Annotated in this window: 18 protein-coding genes; 6 read left to right on the plus strand and 12 right to left on the minus strand. The window is 44.0% G+C overall.

Features of this window, described 5'->3' with window-relative positions; all coding sequences use genetic code 11:
* Positions 1 to 12: 12 nt before the first annotated feature.
* Positions 13 to 492: a MarR family winged helix-turn-helix transcriptional regulator gene (locus CLV51_RS18480; protein ID WP_106529526.1), complete on the minus strand. Its 480-nt coding sequence runs from the start codon at positions 490 to 492 to the stop codon at positions 13 to 15.
* Between the two features lie 147 nt (positions 493 to 639).
* Complete coding sequence (locus CLV51_RS18485; protein ID WP_106529527.1) at positions 640 to 1,041, minus strand: SET domain-containing protein; 402 nt, start codon at positions 1,039 to 1,041, stop codon at positions 640 to 642.
* 125 nt (positions 1,042 to 1,166) lie between these two features.
* Between CLV51_RS18485 and CLV51_RS18490 the strand changes: the two genes are divergently transcribed.
* Together CLV51_RS18490 and mgtE are read left to right on the plus strand one after the other, a co-directional pair.
* On the plus strand, positions 1,167 to 1,607 hold the full coding sequence (locus tag CLV51_RS18490) for a bestrophin family protein (protein WP_106529528.1): 441 nt from the start codon (positions 1,167 to 1,169) through the stop codon (positions 1,605 to 1,607).
* A gap of 58 nt (positions 1,608 to 1,665) precedes the next feature.
* Positions 1,666 to 3,042, plus strand: coding sequence for a magnesium transporter (gene mgtE, locus CLV51_RS18495; protein ID WP_106529529.1), 1,377 nt, complete (start codon positions 1,666 to 1,668; stop codon positions 3,040 to 3,042).
* A 229-nt stretch (positions 3,043 to 3,271) separates the two neighbouring features.
* On the opposite strand, the gene CLV51_RS18500 is transcribed toward mgtE, so the two are convergent.
* Entirely contained in the window at positions 3,272 to 3,805 is a 534-nt protein-coding gene (locus CLV51_RS18500) for a histidine phosphatase family protein (protein WP_106529530.1), read from the minus strand.
* Between the two features lie 102 nt (positions 3,806 to 3,907).
* Here CLV51_RS18500 and CLV51_RS18505 point away from each other — a divergent pair, with 102 nt between their 5' ends.
* The 4 genes from CLV51_RS18505 (at position 3,908) to CLV51_RS18520 (ending at position 11,266) form a co-directional block, all read left to right on the plus strand.
* The gene (locus CLV51_RS18505) at positions 3,908 to 6,277 is read left to right on the plus strand and encodes a S9 family peptidase (protein ID WP_106529531.1); all 2,370 of its coding nucleotides are present in this window, start codon (positions 3,908 to 3,910) and stop codon (positions 6,275 to 6,277) included.
* Positions 6,278 to 6,566: 289 nt separating this feature from the next.
* Complete coding sequence (glmS, locus tag CLV51_RS18510) at positions 6,567 to 8,402, plus strand: glutamine--fructose-6-phosphate transaminase (isomerizing) (RefSeq protein WP_106529532.1); 1,836 nt, start codon at positions 6,567 to 6,569, stop codon at positions 8,400 to 8,402.
* Between the two features lie 99 nt (positions 8,403 to 8,501).
* Positions 8,502 to 10,703 carry a DUF4954 family protein gene (locus CLV51_RS18515; RefSeq protein ID WP_106529533.1) on the plus strand — a complete coding sequence of 734 codons (2,202 nt, stop codon included), beginning with the start codon at positions 8,502 to 8,504 and terminating at the stop codon, positions 10,701 to 10,703.
* The gene (locus tag CLV51_RS18520; RefSeq protein ID WP_106529534.1) at positions 10,691 to 11,266 is read left to right on the plus strand and encodes a DNA-3-methyladenine glycosylase I; all 576 of its coding nucleotides are present in this window, start codon (positions 10,691 to 10,693) and stop codon (positions 11,264 to 11,266) included. The genes CLV51_RS18515 and CLV51_RS18520 overlap by 13 nt, the downstream gene beginning before the upstream one ends.
* Positions 11,267 to 11,520: 254 nt before the next feature.
* Here the strand turns inward: CLV51_RS18520 and CLV51_RS18525 are convergent, their stop codons facing one another.
* The 9 genes from CLV51_RS18525 to CLV51_RS18565 form a co-directional block, all read right to left on the minus strand.
* Positions 11,521 to 12,573: a cytochrome-c peroxidase gene (locus CLV51_RS18525; protein ID WP_106529535.1), complete on the minus strand. Its 1,053-nt coding sequence runs from the start codon at positions 12,571 to 12,573 to the stop codon at positions 11,521 to 11,523.
* Positions 12,574 to 12,580: 7 nt separating this feature from the next.
* Positions 12,581 to 13,363, minus strand: coding sequence for an MbnP family protein (locus CLV51_RS18530; RefSeq protein WP_106529536.1), 783 nt, complete (start codon positions 13,361 to 13,363; stop codon positions 12,581 to 12,583).
* A gap of 67 nt (positions 13,364 to 13,430) precedes the next feature.
* Complete coding sequence (locus tag CLV51_RS18535) at positions 13,431 to 14,669, minus strand: sugar MFS transporter (protein WP_106529537.1); 1,239 nt, start codon at positions 14,667 to 14,669, stop codon at positions 13,431 to 13,433.
* 60 nt (positions 14,670 to 14,729) lie between these two features.
* A complete protein-coding gene (locus CLV51_RS18540; RefSeq protein WP_106529538.1) occupies positions 14,730 to 15,512 on the minus strand; it encodes an L-fucose dehydrogenase in 783 nt (260 codons plus the stop codon).
* Positions 15,513 to 15,528: 16 nt separating this feature from the next.
* The gene (locus CLV51_RS18545; RefSeq protein WP_106529539.1) at positions 15,529 to 16,356 is read right to left on the minus strand and encodes an amidohydrolase family protein; all 828 of its coding nucleotides are present in this window, start codon (positions 16,354 to 16,356) and stop codon (positions 15,529 to 15,531) included.
* A 70-nt stretch (positions 16,357 to 16,426) separates the two neighbouring features.
* Entirely contained in the window at positions 16,427 to 16,756 is a 330-nt protein-coding gene (locus CLV51_RS18550) for an L-rhamnose mutarotase (RefSeq protein ID WP_106529540.1), read from the minus strand.
* Between the two features lie 5 nt (positions 16,757 to 16,761).
* Positions 16,762 to 17,613, minus strand: coding sequence for a fumarylacetoacetate hydrolase family protein (locus CLV51_RS18555; protein ID WP_106529541.1), 852 nt, complete (start codon positions 17,611 to 17,613; stop codon positions 16,762 to 16,764).
* Between the two features lie 17 nt (positions 17,614 to 17,630).
* Positions 17,631 to 18,377, minus strand: a complete 747-nt coding sequence (locus CLV51_RS18560; RefSeq protein ID WP_106529542.1) for a hypothetical protein — start codon at positions 18,375 to 18,377, stop codon at positions 17,631 to 17,633.
* Positions 18,378 to 18,455: 78 nt separating this feature from the next.
* Positions 18,456 to 19,238, minus strand: a complete 783-nt coding sequence (locus CLV51_RS18565) for an SDR family NAD(P)-dependent oxidoreductase (protein WP_211302039.1) — start codon at positions 19,236 to 19,238, stop codon at positions 18,456 to 18,458.
* Positions 19,239 to 19,344 lie beyond the last annotated feature (106 nt).

A 19,344-nucleotide genomic window follows, 5' to 3' on the forward strand; every position in this document is an offset into this window, starting at 1 on the left:
GTGTATGATTTATTATAATTGTTGCCTGATTCTTTCAGACAAAGGTTTTTGTTGTACCGATTGTTCAATCTGCGCGATGGCTGCCAGTATCTGCTGGCTTTGTTTATTTTCCGTTACCAGCTCGTTCATGGCCTCCGAAATAGCGTTCCATACGGGTTGTATCTGATGGAGCAGGTCTTCCCCTTTTTTAGAGAAGGCAACCAATTGGCGACGGCCGTCTTCCTTGCAGGGCGTTGTTTTCAGCAGCCCTTTCTTTTTCAGGTTGGTCACCATCTGGCTCACGGCGGAGTGAGATATCTCCAGCTGATCCGCTATTTCTATCATCGGCATCGGCTGTTGTTTTGACAACAGGTAAAATACCGGAAACCAGCTGGCATCAAAGGAGATACCCGCTTGTTCATATACTTTATTTACTTCCATCAGGAAGTATTCACTTAATCTGCGCAGGCGGCTTCCAAAAACGAGGTAGCCTAATGTTGGATAGAAACTCATGTTTGATATTCAGCTATTTATGTAAGTGCTTATATAATAAATATTATGTAAGCGCTTATACAATAATACAAAATAATTACGAATTGGGAATTACGATTATAAGCGAAGATCGTTTCGATCCGTAATTCCCAATTCGTAATTCGTAATTTATTTCTCTACTTGTTTCTTTTTTAAATCGAACCAAACGGGAGAGCTGTCGGTCACTTCACCATTGTAGTTAATGAAGAGTTCTTCCCCTTTTTTAATCTCACGGCGGGTAATGATACTCATGGTTTCTTCATCGAAATCCATCTCGTACTCACAATTGGGGGTATAGTCGTGATTATAAATAGAGCAAAAGCCCAAAGCCACACAGGAGCGGGTTTCTCTTACACCCCAGAGGAAAATATAATTATGGAGTTTTGTTTTGTCCACAATTTCTGTATCGTCGTTAGAGAGGACCAGCACGGGCGAAGTTTCAATTCTTGTTCCGGCAGGAATCTTTTCTTTTGTGAAGACTCCCCTTCCTTTTCCCTTAGACTTTTCAATGTACAAGTACGGCTTTATCATGTCGTTATTTCAAATAAAAGAAGACGTAAAGTAAACTTAAAGCAGGAAGTTATCAAAATCCTATTTAAAAAATTTAGGTTTGCGGCCCGGAAAATATTTTTTTTGCCTTTCAAGTACTGACGCATATGATCAATTATAACCCGAAGGAATGGTTTACGTTTATCTTCCGCATCCATAAAGCGGATACGGTAAGGAAGCTCTTTCCCATGTTCATTGCCTTGTCTGTTTATTCGGGCATTGTTGCCTGGCTGGAGTTGGAGGTATGGCGACCCTCTTTCACAGCTGTATGCGGGGCCTGTGAGCGCATCAGAAATACACCTATCCCGTTTTCTTACAGTGTATTTATTAAAAAAATTATTTTCTTTTATGTGATGTCCATGCCATTTGGATATGTATTCAGTCTGGGTTATCTTATTATACCAATGATTGTCTTTATCTTTTTTGTGCTGGCCAGTCTGGAGCTTATTACAGAAGAAATTGAAGATCCATTCGGGAAAGACCCTAATGACCTGCCCCTGGATACTATTTGCGGCAATATCCGCCTGCATGTAGCAGAATTATTATAACGACTGTCCGGGCAGCGTGCTATTTTAACTTATTTTCGCAGATAGAGGCAATTTGTACATGGAAAATGAAGCTTTACTGGAGAAATTCCAGACACTGACAGAAGAAAAGAATTATCGTGAACTGTCAGTATATCTGGACGACCAGTTGATTACGGATATAGCTGAACTTATTCACGACGACCCTGATGAGGCCGACAAGATTATTAATAATCTGTCTATCACCAGAGCGGCGGCGGCTTTCCGTATCCTGGACTTTCCTCTGCAGGAAGATGTGATCAGAATCTTATCTCCCGCCAAAATAGCAGAGCTCATGAATGAGCTGCCAGCAGATGACCGCACCTCTTTCCTGGAAGAGTTACCCAGTGAAGCGGTGAAGGAGCTGATAAAACTGCTGGACCCCGAAGAACGGCGGATTACTTTATCACTGCTTGGTTATAAGGAAAACAGCGTAGGTCGTATCATGACGCCCGACTACATTGCTGTGCGGGAAGAATGGACAGTGAAAGAAGTACTGGATTATATCCGCGAACATGGCAAGGACAGTGAAACGATCGACGTAATATATGTGATAGACGAAAAGGGACACCTGATGGATGACTTCCGGATACGGGAGTTTCTGCTGGTATCTACAGACACCGTTGTACATACGTTGATGGATGACCGCTTTGTATCGCTCCATGCCAACGACGACCAGGAAGAGGCCATACAGGTATTCCGGATGGAAAACAGGGTAGCCTTGCCCGTTGTGGATGACCAGAGTATCTTGCTGGGCATTGTGACCATTGACGATATGTTATGGATCGCTAACGAAGAACATACGGAAGATATCCAGAAGATTGGTGGTACCGAAGCATTGGATGAACCGTATCTCGATATGCCCTTACTGAAACTGGTAAAGAAGCGCGTAGGCTGGCTGGCCATACTGTTTATCGGTGAAATGCTCACTGCCACAGCAATGGCATTTTTTGAAGATGAAATAGCCAAGGCGGTAGTTCTTGCCCTGTTTGTGCCACTGATCATTTCCAGTGGTGGTAACAGTGGCTCACAGGCTGCTACCCTTATTATACAAGCCATGGCCCTCGGTGAAATCACTGTTGCCGACTGGTGGCGTGTTATGCGCCGCGAGCTGCTATCCGGTATGTTGCTGGGCAGTGTACTGGGAGCAATAGGCTTTATCCGTATCATGCTATGGAGTTATTTCTTTCATTCTTACCATGGTCATGGCATGCTGATAGGTGCTACTGTAGGCTTTTCACTGATAGGTGTAGTGCTATGGGGAACACTTTCCGGCTCTATGCTGCCATTGTTGCTGAAGAAATGCGGTGCAGATCCGGCTACTTCTTCTGCCCCGTTTGTGGCCACCCTGGTGGATGTAACCGGGTTACTTATTTATTTTACGGTAGCATATACCTTGATGAAAGGTATATTACTATAAGGGGAAGGCCTTCGGCCTTTGTCTTTTCTTTACCATGATTTTGATGATTAATCATGATTTTTCTGATTTTATTTTCTTTTAACAGATAGCTAAAGCGTTTTATAATATGCTTTTATAAAATCAGAAGGGGTAATGATTCGAAAGAAATGAAATCAGAAAAATCATGATTAATCATCAAAATCATGGTAAAGAAAAGACAAAGGCCGAAGGCCTTCCCCCACAATTATTTTCAATAACATATCTCCTTCAGCGTCGTCCCCTCTCTGTTCTTTCTTACAATAAACAACCGGTCATATTCCTTATCTCCTATAGAATCTATACGGGGCTTCGCTCTCAGGCTATGTAATATGGGAATGAGCGTATTGGCATGACCTATCACGAGGAGCCGTTTGCCCCAGTCTTCATGACGCGTTATTTCATAAATGAGCGATTCTCCGCTGGTATCTGCTTTATAAAAACAGGTATCGAGATGGAGGCGTAAACGCAGGCTATCAGCGGTACCGATGCTTCTTTTATAATGTGTAAGATAGATCTTGTTTAAACCAGAATCTTTTAGCAGGGCGTATAAGGCGCCTGCACGCTGTAATCCGGCTGCCGTTAGTGTAGAATCCGGGCCGGGATTTCTTTCCGCATGTCGTATTATATAAAAGGTGCCTGTTAGAAAAGTAGTGTCTTCTGATACCAATACAGGTGTCCGTACTGGCTGTTTGGGCTTACAACCCACTACAATGATGAGGGAAAAAAGTATTGGCAGTAGGCGCATAAAGCTGATTTAAAGCAGATGACCGCAGTACGTCCATCCAAAAGTTACGGCAATTTATGATTAAACCGTTACATTTATTCCCCAACAAAATAATGAACCGCTATGAGAAAATGGGTTATACCCGCCATTATTTTTTTATCAGCCAACCATATAAGTGCCCAACAACCAGGGCCGCTAACTGTAGAAAAGATCATGCGCGATCCTAAATGGATAGGAACTTCTCCCGACAATGTTTTCTGGGGGACTGACAATCAAACGGTATACTTCAGCTGGAACCCGGAAAAGAACCTGACGGACTCCCTGTATTATGCCGGCATTAAAAATAATACACCCCGCAAAACTGCTGCTGATGAGCGTGCGCTTATTGAAGCAAAAGCTGCAGGCACCTACAATACAGATAAAACGCTATTAGCTTATAGCCACCAGGGGGATATTTTTTTACTGGAGATAAAAACCGGGAAGGTTACCCGCATTACCAATACAACAGCTGTGGAAGCCAATCCGGTATTCAGTTTTGGCGGTAAGCAGATTGTATACCAGCAAAACCGCGACCTGTATGCATGGGACAGAACATCCGGCCTTATCAGCCAGCTGACCAGCTTTGACAGCGGCGACAAGCCCGCTGATAAAGACGATGCCAATAAAGGCAATGCGGAAGAGAAATTTCTGAAAGCCCGGCAACAGGAACTGATGCAGATCATCCGCGACAAAAAAGCAAAAGCAGATGCGGCTACTGCCTTTAATAAAGCCCACGAACCAAAGGAACTCCGCCACCTATACCTGCATGAAAAAAGATTACAAAACGTACAAATCAGTCCGGACGGGCGTTTCATCACTTACAGCTTGTACAAGGCACCCGCAGATGCCCGCAATACTATTGTACCCGAATTTGTAACTGCTTCCGGCTTTACAACGGATATTCATGGTCGTGATAAAGTAGGTGCACCACAGGGTAGCTTCGAAAGTTTTGTATACGACAGGCAGCGGGATACAGTATTGCCCGTTAAAACTACCGACCTGCCCGGCATCAAAGATTTACCTGATTACGTAAAAGACTATACGAAAAAAGACAGTGCGCAAATAAGGGAAGTAATTGTGAATGGTCCTTACTGGTCGGCACAAGGCATCCATGCCATTGCAGATATCCGCTCACAGGATAATAAAGATCGCTGGATTGTATTACTGGATGCTGCCACCGGTACGGTAAAAACACTGAACCGCCAGCGCGATGAAGCCTGGATCGCCGGTCCTGGTATTGGCTGGAGCCAGGGTGGCAGCAGCATTGGCTGGATTGATGAAAACACTTGCTGGTTCCAGTCGGAGGCCAGTGGTTATTCACATTTATATACCAGCAATGTAAATAGTGGCGACACCAAACAGCTCACCAGCGGCAACTACGAAGTACAGGAAGCGCAACTGGCACTGGATAAAAAATACTTTTATCTTACTACCAATGAAGTACATCCCGGCGAAAAACAATTTTATCGTATAGCCGTTAACGGTGGTAAAGCTGAAAGAATTACCACCATGCAGGGCGCTAATGATGTCAGTATTTCTCCTGATGAAAAATGGATTGCCTTCCGTTATTCTTATTCCAACAAGCCCTGGGAGCTTTACCTACAGCCTAACACACCTGGTGCAAAAGCAGTACAGGTAACAGACAAGGCACAGTCGGATGAGTTCCGCGCGTATGCCTGGCGCGATCCGCAGGTCATCACCTTCACCGCAAGAGATAACCAGCCCGTATATGCACGGTTATACACACCGGACCCGGCGAAAAGAAATGGTGCAGCCGTTATCTTTGTACATGGCGCAGGATACCTGCAGAATGCACATAAGTGGTGGAGTAATTACTTCCGGGAGTATATGTTTCACAACCTGCTGACAGATAAAGGTTATACTGTATTAGACATGGATTACCGTGGCAGCGCGGGTTACGGCCGTAACTGGCGCACCGGTATCTATCGTTATATGGGTGGAAAAGACCTGGATGATGAGGTGGATGGCGCGAAATATCTGGCAGAGAAATTGCAGGTGGACGCGAAACGCATAGGTATATATGGTGGTAGTTATGGCGGGTTTATGACGCTGATGGGTATGTTTACACAACCAGATGTATTTGCTGCCGGTGCGGCTTTGCGCTCTGTTACCGATTGGGCACATTACAATCATGGTTATACCAGCAATATCCTGAATGAGCCATTTACAGATAGTATTGCTTACCACCGCTCTTCTCCCATTTATTATGCAAATGGGCTGAAAGGCAAGCTGCTCATGTGTCATGGCATGGTAGACACCAATGTGCATTTCCAGGACATTGTACGTTTATCACAACGCCTGATAGAACTGGGGAAAAATAATTGGGAACTGGCCATATATCCGGTAGAGGATCATGGATTTACTACACCCAGTAGCTGGACAGATGAATATAAAAGAATACTTTTACTTTTTGAAAGTACATTAGTGAAATAATTACGAATTGCGAATTACGAATTACGGATCGAAGCGATCTTCGCTTATAACCGTAATTCGTAATTATGTTCTAAAAAGGGAATACAGTGAATGATGCATGTGAATGTTAAGTAATCTTAATTTTTCACAGGGTTCATTCCTGTATTCCCTTTTTCATTTTATTTTAGGATTGATGTAGCACGCGATACAGACCATATCTCAACTTAAACAATATTCACATTTTCTGATGTGATTTTCACAATTAATGCGATATTGCAATGATAAACCTTACCACAAATCCAAAAATTCTATGTGTGGAATAGTAGCTTATATCGGGCAGAGAGAAGCCTACCCGATAGTTTTAAAAGGACTTAAACGACTGGAATACCGCGGCTACGACAGCGCAGGCGTAGCCATTATTAACAACGGGCTACAGGTATACAAAAGAAAAGACAAGGTTGCCGCCCTGGAGGAATTTGTTGAAGGCAAAGATATGCGCAGCCATATCGCTATTGGTCACACCCGCTGGGCCACCCACGGAGAGCCTTGTGACCGCAATGCCCATCCGCATAAATCAGGCGATGGCAAGCTGGCGATGATCCACAATGGTATCATCGAAAACTATGTACAGTTAAAACAGGAACTGGTAAACCAGGGTCATGTTTTTATCAGTGATACAGATACAGAAGTATTGCTTCATTTCATTGAAGAGATCAAAAAACAAAACCAGTGCCCACTGGAAGAAGCCTTGCGTATAGCGCTTAAAAGAGTAGTGGGTGCTTACGTAATTGTACTCATTGATGAAGACAATCCCGACACACTTATTGCTGCACGTAAAGGCAGTCCGCTGGTGATAGGTGTTGGTAAAGGAGAACATTTCCTGGCCTCCGATGCCTCTCCCATTATAGAATACACCAAAGAAGTAGTATATGTAAATGACTACGAAATAGCCATCATCAAAGCAGATGAGCTGATCCTTAAAAACATCTCCAACGAAAGACAAACACCTTACATACAGAAACTGGATATTGAGCTGGCAGCTATAGAAAAAGGTGGTTATGATCATTTCATGCTCAAGGAAATATTTGAGCAGCCACAAACGATATTCGACAGCTTACGCGGTCGTCTTGATGCTAAGAACGGTACCCTCACCATGGGTGGTATGCGTGAATATGCTGAAGTGCTGAATAATGCCAAACGTATTATCATCGTGGCTTGTGGCACTTCCTGGCATGCTGGTCTGGTAGCAGAATACATGATTGAAGAATTATGCCGCATACCGGTAGAAGTAGAATATGCCTCTGAATTCCGTTACCGCAATCCGGTGGTTGGCGCAGGTGATGTAATTATTGCCGTATCCCAGTCCGGTGAAACGGCTGATACGCTCGTAGCCATTGAAGCTGCCAAAGAAAAAGGAGCTATCATCCTGGGTGTATGTAATGTGGTAGGTTCCTCTATTGCCCGCCTGTCTCACGCCGGCGCTTATACACATGCAGGCCCTGAAATTGGCGTAGCAAGCACCAAAGCCTTTACCGCGCAGCTGGCAGTACTTTGTCTCGTAGGCCTGAAAATAGGCATCGATAAAGGCACTATTACGCCGCAACGTTTCCAGCACCTGCTGGATGAACTGGAGCAAACACCGGAAAAAGTAGCTATCGCACTGAATCTGGACAACCAGATCAAACAAATTGCCGCTAAATATAAAGATGCCCGCGACTTCCTTTACCTGGGCCGTGGATACAACTTCCCGGTAGCACTGGAAGGAGCACTGAAACTAAAAGAGATCTCTTACATACATGCAGAAGGTTATCCTGCTGCTGAAATGAAACACGGGCCTATAGCCCTGGTAGATGAAAACCTGCCGGTGGTAATAGTGGCTACTAAAGACAGCTACTACGAAAAAGTAGTGTCTAACATCCAGGAAATTAAAGCCCGCAAAGGCAAAGTGATAGCTGTTGTAACAGAAGGCGACAATATCATTCCACCCATGGTTGATGATGTAATTTTTGTACCTGCTGCTGATGAACTGGTAGCACCGATCATCTCCGTTATTCCATTACAATTACTCGCTTATCATATTGGTGTATTAAAAGGATTGGATGTGGATAAACCAAGAAACCTCGCAAAGTCAGTAACGGTAGAATAAAAAATTACGAATTACGAATTGCGAATTACGGATCGAAGCGATCTTCGCTTATATCCGTAATTCGCAATTCGTAATTCGTAATTCCAAAAAAATATCCTCATGAATAATATCCAAAAAAGGCCCCTGTCTGATCTGGGGTATAATTTCATTGAAACCACGTTACCGAAAGGCAAGGATGAATATTACCTGCGCAACGAGCAATGGAGCCGGCAAGATCAATACAGAAGATTAACAGCATATGAAGTAGAGGCGCTGGTACGCAATGACAACACCTCTGATGACTGGAACATCATTTTTGTATCCAACGAATTTAATCCGCAGCTGGTGCAGCACTGTCACTTTTTTGGGATGGTACGTATCGGAAAACTGGAGCCCTACTACCTGGAGTTCCATAACCTGCGTATGCCGGTAGGCCTGTACAACAGCACTATCTGTGCATGCGATTTCGGAGATAATGTAGTGGTGCATAACGTGAATTATCTCTCCCATTATATTCTTGGTAATGAAGTAATAGTAGCCAACGTAAATGAAATGGCGACCACCGATTATGCCAAATTTGGTAATGGTATTCTGAAAGACGGAGAAGCAGAAGCTGGTCGTATTCACATGGAATTATGCAATGAAAACGGTGGCAGAAGTGTGATGCCATTTGATGGCATGCTACCCGGAGATGCTTACCTGTGGACCCGCTACCGGGATGATGATCAGCTGCAACAACAATTCAAAGTATTTACTGAAAAACAATTTGATAAAAGACGCGGCTATTATGGCATGGTGGGCGATCGTAGTGTGATCAAGAATTGTAAGATGATCAAAGACGTGACCATTGGTACCGATGCCTACCTGAAAGGCGCCAACAAACTGAAAAATCTTACCATCAACAGCAGCAGTGATGCTTCCTCACAAATAGGAGAAGGTTGTGAAATGGTGAATGGCATTGTAGGCTATGGCTGCCGGGTATTCTATGGTGTAAAGGCGGTGCGTTTTGTGATGGCTTCGCATTCACAGCTTAAATATGGTGCACGACTGATCAACTCTTATCTTGGTAACAACGCTACTATCTCCTGCTGTGAAGTGTTAAATTCACTCATCTTCCCGGCACATGAGCAGCACCATAACAATTCGTTTTTGTGTGCAGCGCTCATCATGGGACAAAGCAATATGGCGGCCGGTGCTACCATTGGCTCCAATCACAACTCCCGCGGTGCTGACGGTGAAATCATTGCCGGCAGAGGCTTCTGGCCCGGCTTATGCGTGAGCCTGAAACACAATTCCAAATTTGCCAGCTTCACGCTGATCTCCAAAGGCAATTATATGTCTGAACTGAATATCAATATTCCTTTCAGCCTGGTGTTAAATGATGAACACGACAATCGCCTGAAGATCATGCCTGGCTACTGGTTCATGCATAATATGTATGCCATTGCACGCAATTCCTGGAAGTATGTAGACCGTGATAAACGTACCGATAAAGTACAACTCATCGAATATGATTACCTGGCTCCAGACTCTGTAGAAGAGATGTTCCAGGCGCTGGCGGTCATGGAACTCGCTACCGGTAAAGCCTGGTACGCGATAGCAGAAAATGCACCAAAGAAGGAACTAACGGAAAAGGATATACGTAAAAAAGGAAAAGAGCTCCTGCTGAATAATCCGGAAGAAGTAGCAGCACTTACCATACTGGCCACCGGCATGGAAAACAGCTCCCGCGAGGTACAGCTACTGAAAGTACAAAAAGCCTATCCGCTGTTCCGGGAACTGATTGTACTCTATGGCATTAAAAATATCATAGCGGCCAACAAGCCCTCCTACCTTGCCTTACAGGCGGCTGTTAAAACAGCCAAGCGTACGGACTGGCTCAATATCGGCGGACAATTAATGAAAGCCGAAACAGTGGCAACACTCAAAACAAAAATCAAAAAGAACAAAATCAGCGGATGGCCTCAACTGCATGATGCCTACCAGGAAATTGGTAAAGAATATGCGGCCGACAAGCTGCAACATGCCGTAGCCAGCTTACTGGAAATAAAAGACCTGGCCATCAAAAATCTGACGACTGCACACCTGGCACAATGGCTGACTGATTCTATTGAAACAATGGAATGGATCACCAGCAACATCCGGCGTTCCAGGGAAAAGGATTATAAAAACCCTTTCCGTCAGCTGGCTTATGAAAATGAAAAAGAGATGAATGCAGTGATTGGTAGCCTGGAAGATAACAGCTTTATTAATCAAACAATCAACGACCTGGAAGAATATAAAACCCGGGTAAGACAAATCATCAACGAATGGGAACTGTAGAAAAAGTCAGGTGCGGCTGGAGTATAAAAGACCAGCTATATAAAGACTATCACGACAACGAATGGGGTGTACCTAATCATGATGATCAGCATCTGTTTGAAATGCTTTGCCTGGAAGGCGCTCAGGCCGGCCTGAGCTGGTATACCGTGCTGACTAAAAGAGAAAATTACCGCAAAGCATTTGATAACTGGGATGCCAAAAAGATAGCGAAGTATGATGAAAAGAAAATAGAAAAGCTGCTACAAAATGAAGGCATTATCCGCAACCGCTTAAAAGTTAATTCCGTTGTTTCCAATGCCAAAGCTTTTTTAGCAGTACAGAAAGAATTCGGCAGCTTTGATAAATACATCTGGTCGTTTGTAAATCACAAACCTGTCATCCATCATCATAAGAGCATGAAAGAGGTACCCGCCAAAACAGCCATCTCTGATGCGATGAGTAAAGACTTGCTGAAACGCGGTTTCAAGTTTGTAGGTTCTACTATCTGCTATGCTTATATGCAGGCTACGGGTATGGTAGATGATCATGTTGCTGATTGCTGGCGGAGGGTGTCTGAACTGTGATTTTTGTGATTTTTATGATTATCCTGATGAGCGAAGATTTCAGCGGATTTTGTCTGAACCAGGATTTTTAGGATTGAATGGATTACCCTGATGGATGCCGAAGATCATAGTAAAGATATTCGCGTATATCTTACAGACCAACAACATAACACCCATCAGGGTAATCCATTCAATCCTAAAAATCCTGGTTCAGACAAAATCCGCTGAAATCTTCGCTCATCAGGATAATCATAAAAATCACAAAAATCACAGTCCTAATTTATCAGCACCTCACTCAGCGCGGTGCTTTTTATCAGCGTATAATCTGTTAATGTATTCAGGAAAATATATAATTGCCGCTTTTCCACAGCAGATAAAGGAATGCCGTTCCTCACCAACGGATCAGTGCCGGGAGTAACTTGTACACCATGGTCATAGAAGTCAAATACCTGGTAAATATCGAAGTAACGGCCATCATGCATGTACGGTGAGCTTTTGAGGATATTACGCAGGGAAGGCACCTTAAAATGCAAATAATCCGCCGTGCTGTTGGTGATCTTCATACGGCCTACATCATTCAGTGCCGGCAGGTAAGGCAGACCGTTGCTGCGATAGCTCAGATCTGTAAATAAAGGCTCTTTATGGCAGGCAGCGCATTTTTGTTGGAAGATGGTATAGCCCGCCTGTTCTTCTTCAGAAAAAATAACGCCTGGTGCTTTACGCATCACACTATCATATTTGGAATTGGCAGATATCATGGTGGCCACAAACTGCGTGATGGCTTTGAACATACGCTCACTGGTAATTGCTTCCGAGCCAAAAGCTGCCTTAAACATGCTGCGATATTTAGGATCACGTTGCATTTTCTGCAACAGTTCTTTCAGGTCCACCGCCATTTCGTTATGGTCTGTCAGTGGCGTTAGTGGCTGTATTTCAAGATTATTAACGCCCCCATCCCACATAAAAGCTTTTTGCCAGATCATGTTAAACAACACCGGTACGGAGCGTGTGCCTTGTTGTCCGCCTACACCATGGGCAAGCGGATGATCAAAATGCCCAAACGCGGCAAACTGTTGATGACAGAATCCGCAGGATACGGTGCTGTCGCGCGAGAGCCGGAAATCATAAAACATAAACCGGCCCAGTGCAATACCTTGTTTGGTAAGCCGGTTATTAGAAAAATCGTATACCGGCTTAGGAAATCCCGGGGGCAACTGCAATATAAAAGGCTCAGGACCTCCGCCCCTCCTGCTCTTCTTGGTTTGCGCATGCACCAGCATCAGCAGCAAACAGAATGCACCTGCGATATATATTGCTTTATGCTTCATGCAGCCATTAGTTAGCTATATTTTTAACCGTAAACATTTCCTGGTAGTTTGCGGCCACTTTCCGGGCATTGACACCGGGTGCCATGATCACAGCAACGTTTTTGAAACTGATAGTATCCGGTGCAAACCATTTTCCGGCATCTGCCAGGATATTGATCTGTGGCTGCTTATCCCTGGATACTACTACTGGTTGCGGGAAAGACAGTGAAACATATTTCAGTACATTATCCGATGTTTTATAACCACCTACATGAAACAAAAATTCATGTGTAGGCGAAGCCACAGCCGGGGCAAAACCTTCCATCTTTGCCATGATATAACCACTGTTCCAGGTCCAGAACATGCCTGTTTCCGCAGCCAGGGCACCCGATTGTGCGCCGCTCACATTGCGGATACTATCTACCCCTATAAGAAAACGAATGCTTTTATAAGTGCCTGTTGGCACGCTGTTGAGCTTAATTAATTTAGTAGTATCATTCGCCTCATCTACCAGGAAGTAAGCCGCCGGCAGTGTGATCATTTTACCTGCAGCGGTTTCCAATGAAAAATTACTGAGAAAATACCGGAACCGGGTAATGGTGAAAGATTCGCCGGAAGGATTTCTGTATTCAACCGTCTTAAGTATCAGTGGTTGATTGTGCATCATATGGGTGATGGACAGTTGCAGGGAAGATATTTCAGCGGGTATCTGCGTGATGGGTTCACTCCTGTAACTGTTTGTGAGCGAAGCACACCAACAGTTCAGCATCAGGAACCAACAAGGATAGAAAACAAAAATCCGCAAAATCATGTATCTTCTTTTGTGTAAGAAAGTTACAATGATTTTGCGGATTAGATATTAAAAAGAAATCAGGTGATTAACTTCTGCGATATCCTCTCCAGCCGTAGTAAAATACTACCATAAAACAAAACATAGGAATACCGTACGATACCGCTGTTGATTTCCATTCTGTTACAATCCCCATCAGGTAAGGAACAGAGGCACCACCTACAATAGACATCACGATAAATGAAGCGCCTTGTTTGGTATGCTTACCCAGATCTTTTACACCTAATGCAAAGATGGTAGGGAACATGATAGACATAAAGAAGAATACAGCAATCAGTGCGTATACAGACAGCGCACCGTTACCGGTCATTACAAATGCGCAAAGTAAAACATTGATAAATGCATACACTGCCAGCAACTTGTTAGGTGCAATTTTACGCATCAATGCGGTACCTACAAAGCGGCCGCTCATAAACAATGCCATGCCTACTGCCAGCAGGAAAGAGGCCTTTTTATTAGAAACGCCGTGCCAGTATTCTGTTACATAGTTAATAAACAAAGCACCTACGCCTACCTGTGCTGCCACATAAAAAAACTGGGCAACCACTCCCCAAACAAAATGTTTATGTGCAAACAGTGGACGGGTATCTTTCAATACTGCTTCCCCTTCCACTTCTGCTTCTTTTATTTCAGGCAATGGTGTTCTGTAAAAGAAAGCGGCAATCAGTAATACCACTACACCAATTACAATGTAGGTAAGCTGTACCGTAGTAAGATCTTTGTTGTCGCCACCGAAAAATAATTGTCCACCAATGATAGGGCCGAGGAAAGATCCCAGTCCGTTAAAACATTGAGATAAATTTAATCGTTGTTCAGAAGTTTCCTTAGCACCCAATACGGTAACATATGGATTGGCAGCTGTTTCCAGGCAAGCTAACCCACAAGCTAATATAAATAATGCGAGCAGGAAGAAATCAAAATTAAGCGCTCTTGCAGCCGGATAAAAGAGGAAAGCACCAGCAGCATAAAGCAGCAGGCCCATGATAATTCCTTTCTTATAACCAAACTTATTCATGAACATTCCCGCAGGTAATGCCATCAGGAAGTAGGCACCAAAATAAGCGCCCTGTAACAAAGTGGAACGTTTGGTGGTGATATTCAATACTTCCTGGAAGTGCTTGTTGAGCACATCCAACAGGCCGTATGCCAGTCCCCATAAGAGGAACAAACTCGTTACTAATATAAACGGGAATAGATAATTGCCAGGCTTGGTGCCTGCTTTGGCATTGCTGGTATAGGTGGAATTACTTACTGCGCCTCCGGCCATAACGAAGAATTTAATGTTTCAGGTGAATGTATATTGATAACGTGTGTTGGCTCTCTATCCTTAGCTGATGGATCTGTCGAGATGGGTATAACCACCGTCTACATATAAAATTTGTCCGGTTGTATGCGATGAACGTGATGATAACAAAAATACAGTAGTGTTAGCTATTTCTTCAGAAGTAGTCATTCTTTTTTCGAATGGAATTTTGGAAGTGATCGATGCCAGTTTTTCTGTTGGATCCGGCAACGAGTTGATCCATGTTTCATACAGTGGTGTCCATACTTCTGCAGGAATAACGGTATTAATACGTACAGAAAATGGCAGCATTTCTACCGCCCATTCGCGCGTTAATGCATTGATAGCTCCTTTGGAAGCCGCATAGCCGGAAGTGTTACCCTGGCCGGTGGTGGCTACTTTGGAGCCAATGTTCACAATATTACCTTTGCTTTCTTTCAGGTAAGGCAATGCGTAATGTGCGAGATTATAGTAGTGAGATAAATTATTTTGCAGTGATTGCATAAATTTTTCAGGATTACCACTTTCCAGTCCTACACCATCATTAGCGCCTGCATTGTTTACCAGGCCGTCAATTCTGCCATATTTTGCCACGGTTTCAACGATCACTTTTTTACAGTCTTCCACATTTCCCAGCTCTGCTGTTACTGCCAGGGCTTTACCGCCGGCGGCAACAATTTCTGCTACTGCTTTTTCATTATCTGCTGCGTTTCTGCCGGCAATTACAGCGATGCCGCCTTCTGCTGTCAGTAGTTTTGAAATCGCTTCTCCAATACCTTTAGCGCCACCGGTAACTATTACCACTTTATCCCGTAATCCTAAATCCATGGTATGATATTAATTTTTATAGATGATAAAATGAGATGGCATTGCCTCCCATTATTTTGTTTTGTTCTGTTGTTGATAATGTGCTGATATAATCTGTAATGATGCCCTTTACCTCCTCGTATGCGCCTGCCAACAAACATACCGGCCAGTCGGAGCCAAACAGCAACCTGTTTGCACCAAAGGCTTCCAGGGCCACTTCCAGAAAAGGTTTGAAATGATCCGGCTGCCAGTGTTGCCAATCGGCTTCTGTAACCAGGCCACTCAGTTTACAGTATACATTCGGTGATTGTGCAATGCGACGCATATGCGATGCCCACGCGTTCAGCTCTCCTGCTCTGATATCCGGTTTAGCGAGATGATCTATAATCAGTTGCTGCTGCGGAAACTGTTGCACAAATTCTTCTACCGCAGGTAACTGTTTCGGATATACGAGAATATCGTATGTGAAATGATACTGCGATAATGCTTTAATACCACGACAAAAATTTTCTCCGAGGATAAAACGGTTGTCGGGTTCTCCCTGTACAATATGCCGGAACCCTTTCAGCTTGGGCTGTGCAGCGTATTGCGACAGTTGTTCGTGTATGTCATCGGCACGCAGATCTATCCAGCCTACCACACCTTTGATGATATCATGTTGATCTGCCAGTGCTAATAAAAATGCTGTTTCTTCGGTCGACTGGTCTGCCTGAACGGCCACGCAACCATGTACACCGTTGGCTTCCAGCACGGGTGCCAGATCTTCCGGCAGGAAATCGCGCCGGATCACCTGCATGGATTCATTTATCCATGCATCCCGAACGGGATGGTACTGCCAGAAATGTTGGTGCGCGTCAATAATCATATGTATGATTTGGTTATTTTCTTGTTTGATTATTCAGCAGCTAACAGCTGAATAATCAAACAGGAAAATCTTACAATGCAAAAATCTGATCCATAATAATCCACTTCTCCCCTTCCCTGGCTACCGGCAATGATTGCTGGTATTTCCACATCAGCTGCTCCCATACCTGTACGGCAGGATTGGCAGCATCCATGGCATCTTTGCGTTCAAAAGAAAAGGTGTCGTCTACTTCCATGATCATGAACAGGCGGTTGCCGGCACGGTAAATATCCATGACGGTGATACCACTATCTGTGATACTTTTTTTTATTTCAGCAGATACATTGCGGTGATAAGCTTCGTATTCGCTGATCAGCTGCGGATCATCTACCAGGTCCAGCGCCAGACAATATCTCTTCATAATAACTATTTGTATGCTACAGCTGTTTGTTTGGAAGTACCCAGACCATCAATGCCCAGTTCTATTACATCACCTGCTTTGAGGTATACCTGTGGATTCATGCCAAGGCCCACACCAGCCGGCGTTCCGGTAGAAATGATATCGCCCGGGAGCAGGGTCATGAACTGACTCAGGTAAGACACTACAAAGGGTACGTTGAAAATAAAGTTGGAAGTATTGCCATCCTGCATTTTCTGGCCATTAACGGTGAGCCATAAACGAAGATTGTTAACATCTGCTATCTCTTCTTTAGTAGCGAGCCATGGACCTAAAGGAGCAAAAGTATCGCAGCTCTTTCCCTTTACCCATTGTCCGCCTCTTTCAATCTGGAAAGCTCTTTCGCTGTAATCATTATGTAAGCAGTAACCTGCTACATAATTCAGTGCATCTTTTTCTTCCACGTAGCTGGCCTTTTTACCAATTACTACCACCAGTTCAACTTCCCAATCAGTTTTCTGACTGTTACGTGGAATCACCAGGTTATCATTAGGGCCTACCAGTGCAGAAGTACTTTTGAAGAATACAATTGGTTCTGCCGGTATAGCGGCATTGGTTTCCCTGGCATGATCAGCGTAGTTCAGGCCAATACAGATTATTTTGGAAGGACGCTGAATAGGTGCGCCCAAACGTGTACCGGCAGGTACCTGATGACATTCGTTACCATGCTGGGACCACCACTGCGACAAACGTTCCAGCCCGTTGGTTTCAAAGAATTTCTCTCCATAATCTTCTCCGAATGCACTTACATCAAACATACCTGCATCTGTAACAACACCCGGTTTTTCTTCTCCCGGTAAACCAAACCTGATCAGTTTCATTTCAATATTTTTTATTGTTAGTCTTTCGTAATTTCTTTCAGTGTCTTTATTTGTAGCCTTCCGTTTTCCACATGCATATCAATCATAGGTTCTGCTTTTCCATCTTTTACGAGAGAGAAAAGGACATGATCAACATTGGCTGTTTCCTGGATGGTAGGCTTATACCCTTTAGGAATCGGCATAAACATACTTTTTCTGACACCACCAAATTCCACATAGAGTTCCAGGCTATCCGGCGAAGCATCGGGTCTGATTTCCGCAATAAATTCTCCCAGGATCTTTCCTGACTGAATATTCTTACGGTACTTATCTGCGAGCTGTCCGCCTACAGACACTTTACCCAAGCCCATGGTATTTTCCATATATTGCCAGATCTGTTCCGGAGGAGTTGGCACCCATAATATTTTCAGGTCGTTGCCTTTCACTGATGCGTGATAATAACGGGCCTGGTGACTGGGTTTCAACACGCCGATGTAACAACTGTTGGGGGCATCCCACAACACTTTATACTCGTCAGTTTCCGACACACCTTTTAACACTGCCTGTTCAAATGTTTTTTCTTTTTTCAGATCTTTTATCTGAAACTTAATAGTGACCAGCTGTGTATCTTTCTCCTTATCTGTAACAACTACTGATATGGTTCCTTCCGGAGTAGCAGGTTTCACTGTAGCATCTGTAGATGCATTATTGTTAGCCTTATTACCGGGGTTACAAGCTGAAAATACGGCTATAGCCAGTGCCAGCCCTACACGAAAATGTTGCATGATTGTAATTAATAATGAATGAATAATTGAAAGATACGGTAATCACCCGCACTAAGGTACACTCATCACATTAAAATATTAATTATTCAACCGGATAAATCCGCCATCAATCGGATAGTCGCTACCTGTGATAAAACCTGCTTCATCAGAGCACAGGTATAACGCCAGGTTGCCCACTTCCACTGGTTTAGCCATGCGACCGATAGGCTGTGTTTTACTCAGCTTTTCAAACATTTCCGCTTCCTTGCCAGGATAGTTCTTCGCAATAAAGCCATCTACAAATGGTGTATGCACCCTTGCCGGCGACACACAGTTACAACGAATATTTGCACCCAGGTAATCTTTGGCTACAGATAATGTCATGGTCAGTACCGCGCCTTTACTCATAGAGTAGGCCAGCCTGTCCGGTATACCCACACTGGAAGCGATAGACGCTACGTTGAGGATCACCCCGCCGCCCTGCGCTTTCATTTGTTTGATAACTGCATACATGCAGTTATAAGTACCTTTTACATTTACCTGGTATACCCGGTCAAAATCCTGCTCACCGGTGTTTTCCAGGTTACCAACATGTGCAATACCTGCACAGTTCACCAGGATGTCCAGCTTACCTGCTGTTTTCACAATGCCATCCATTGCGCTGATAACGGCTGCCTGATCGGCTACGTTACAGGCATGTACAAATGCCTGCCCACCAGCTGCTTTGATCTCCTCCGCCGTGGTTTTACCACCTTCCTCATTCAGCTCAATGATGTGCACCTGTGCACCCTGTGCGCCAAAAGTTTTCGCTATTGCCTGTCCTATGCCGCTACCACCACCTGTAATAACCGCCACTTTATTATCTAATCTGAACAGTTCCATCGTTAAAAAATTTAAGGGTTCTAAAATACCTATTAATATAAGGTGAATACAATTGTATTTTCACTGTATTTCATACTTTCTTGCCTAATTTTCGCAAAATTCAATA

It is taken from the genome of Chitinophaga niastensis (assembly GCF_003014755.1).
Classification (GTDB): Bacteria; Bacteroidota; Bacteroidia; order Chitinophagales; family Chitinophagaceae; genus Chitinophaga; species Chitinophaga niastensis.

Coding starts and splice junctions, on each gene's coding strand:
- CLV51_RS18480 (WP_106529526.1), bottom strand. CDS start 492: ATGAGTTTCTATCCAACATTAGGCTACCTCGTTTTTGGAAGCCGCCTG.
- CLV51_RS18485 (WP_106529527.1), bottom strand. CDS start 1,041: ATGATAAAGCCGTACTTGTACATTGAAAAGTCTAAGGGAAAAGGAAGG.
- CLV51_RS18490 (WP_106529528.1), top strand. CDS start 1,167: ATGATCAATTATAACCCGAAGGAATGGTTTACGTTTATCTTCCGCATC.
- mgtE (WP_106529529.1), top strand. CDS start 1,666: ATGGAAAATGAAGCTTTACTGGAGAAATTCCAGACACTGACAGAAGAA.
- CLV51_RS18500 (WP_106529530.1), bottom strand. CDS start 3,805: ATGCGCCTACTGCCAATACTTTTTTCCCTCATCATTGTAGTGGGTTGT.
- CLV51_RS18505 (WP_106529531.1), top strand. CDS start 3,908: ATGAGAAAATGGGTTATACCCGCCATTATTTTTTTATCAGCCAACCAT.
- glmS (WP_106529532.1), top strand. CDS start 6,567: ATGTGTGGAATAGTAGCTTATATCGGGCAGAGAGAAGCCTACCCGATA.
- CLV51_RS18515 (WP_106529533.1), top strand. CDS start 8,502: ATGAATAATATCCAAAAAAGGCCCCTGTCTGATCTGGGGTATAATTTC.
- CLV51_RS18520 (WP_106529534.1), top strand. CDS start 10,691: ATGGGAACTGTAGAAAAAGTCAGGTGCGGCTGGAGTATAAAAGACCAG.
- CLV51_RS18525 (WP_106529535.1), bottom strand. CDS start 12,573: ATGAAGCATAAAGCAATATATATCGCAGGTGCATTCTGTTTGCTGCTG.
- CLV51_RS18530 (WP_106529536.1), bottom strand. CDS start 13,363: ATGATTTTGCGGATTTTTGTTTTCTATCCTTGTTGGTTCCTGATGCTG.
- CLV51_RS18535 (WP_106529537.1), bottom strand. CDS start 14,669: ATGGCCGGAGGCGCAGTAAGTAATTCCACCTATACCAGCAATGCCAAA.
- CLV51_RS18540 (WP_106529538.1), bottom strand. CDS start 15,512: ATGGATTTAGGATTACGGGATAAAGTGGTAATAGTTACCGGTGGCGCT.
- CLV51_RS18545 (WP_106529539.1), bottom strand. CDS start 16,356: ATGATTATTGACGCGCACCAACATTTCTGGCAGTACCATCCCGTTCGG.
- CLV51_RS18550 (WP_106529540.1), bottom strand. CDS start 16,756: ATGAAGAGATATTGTCTGGCGCTGGACCTGGTAGATGATCCGCAGCTG.
- CLV51_RS18555 (WP_106529541.1), bottom strand. CDS start 17,613: ATGAAACTGATCAGGTTTGGTTTACCGGGAGAAGAAAAACCGGGTGTT.
- CLV51_RS18560 (WP_106529542.1), bottom strand. CDS start 18,377: ATGCAACATTTTCGTGTAGGGCTGGCACTGGCTATAGCCGTATTTTCA.
- CLV51_RS18565 (WP_211302039.1), bottom strand. CDS start 19,238: ATGGAACTGTTCAGATTAGATAATAAAGTGGCGGTTATTACAGGTGGT.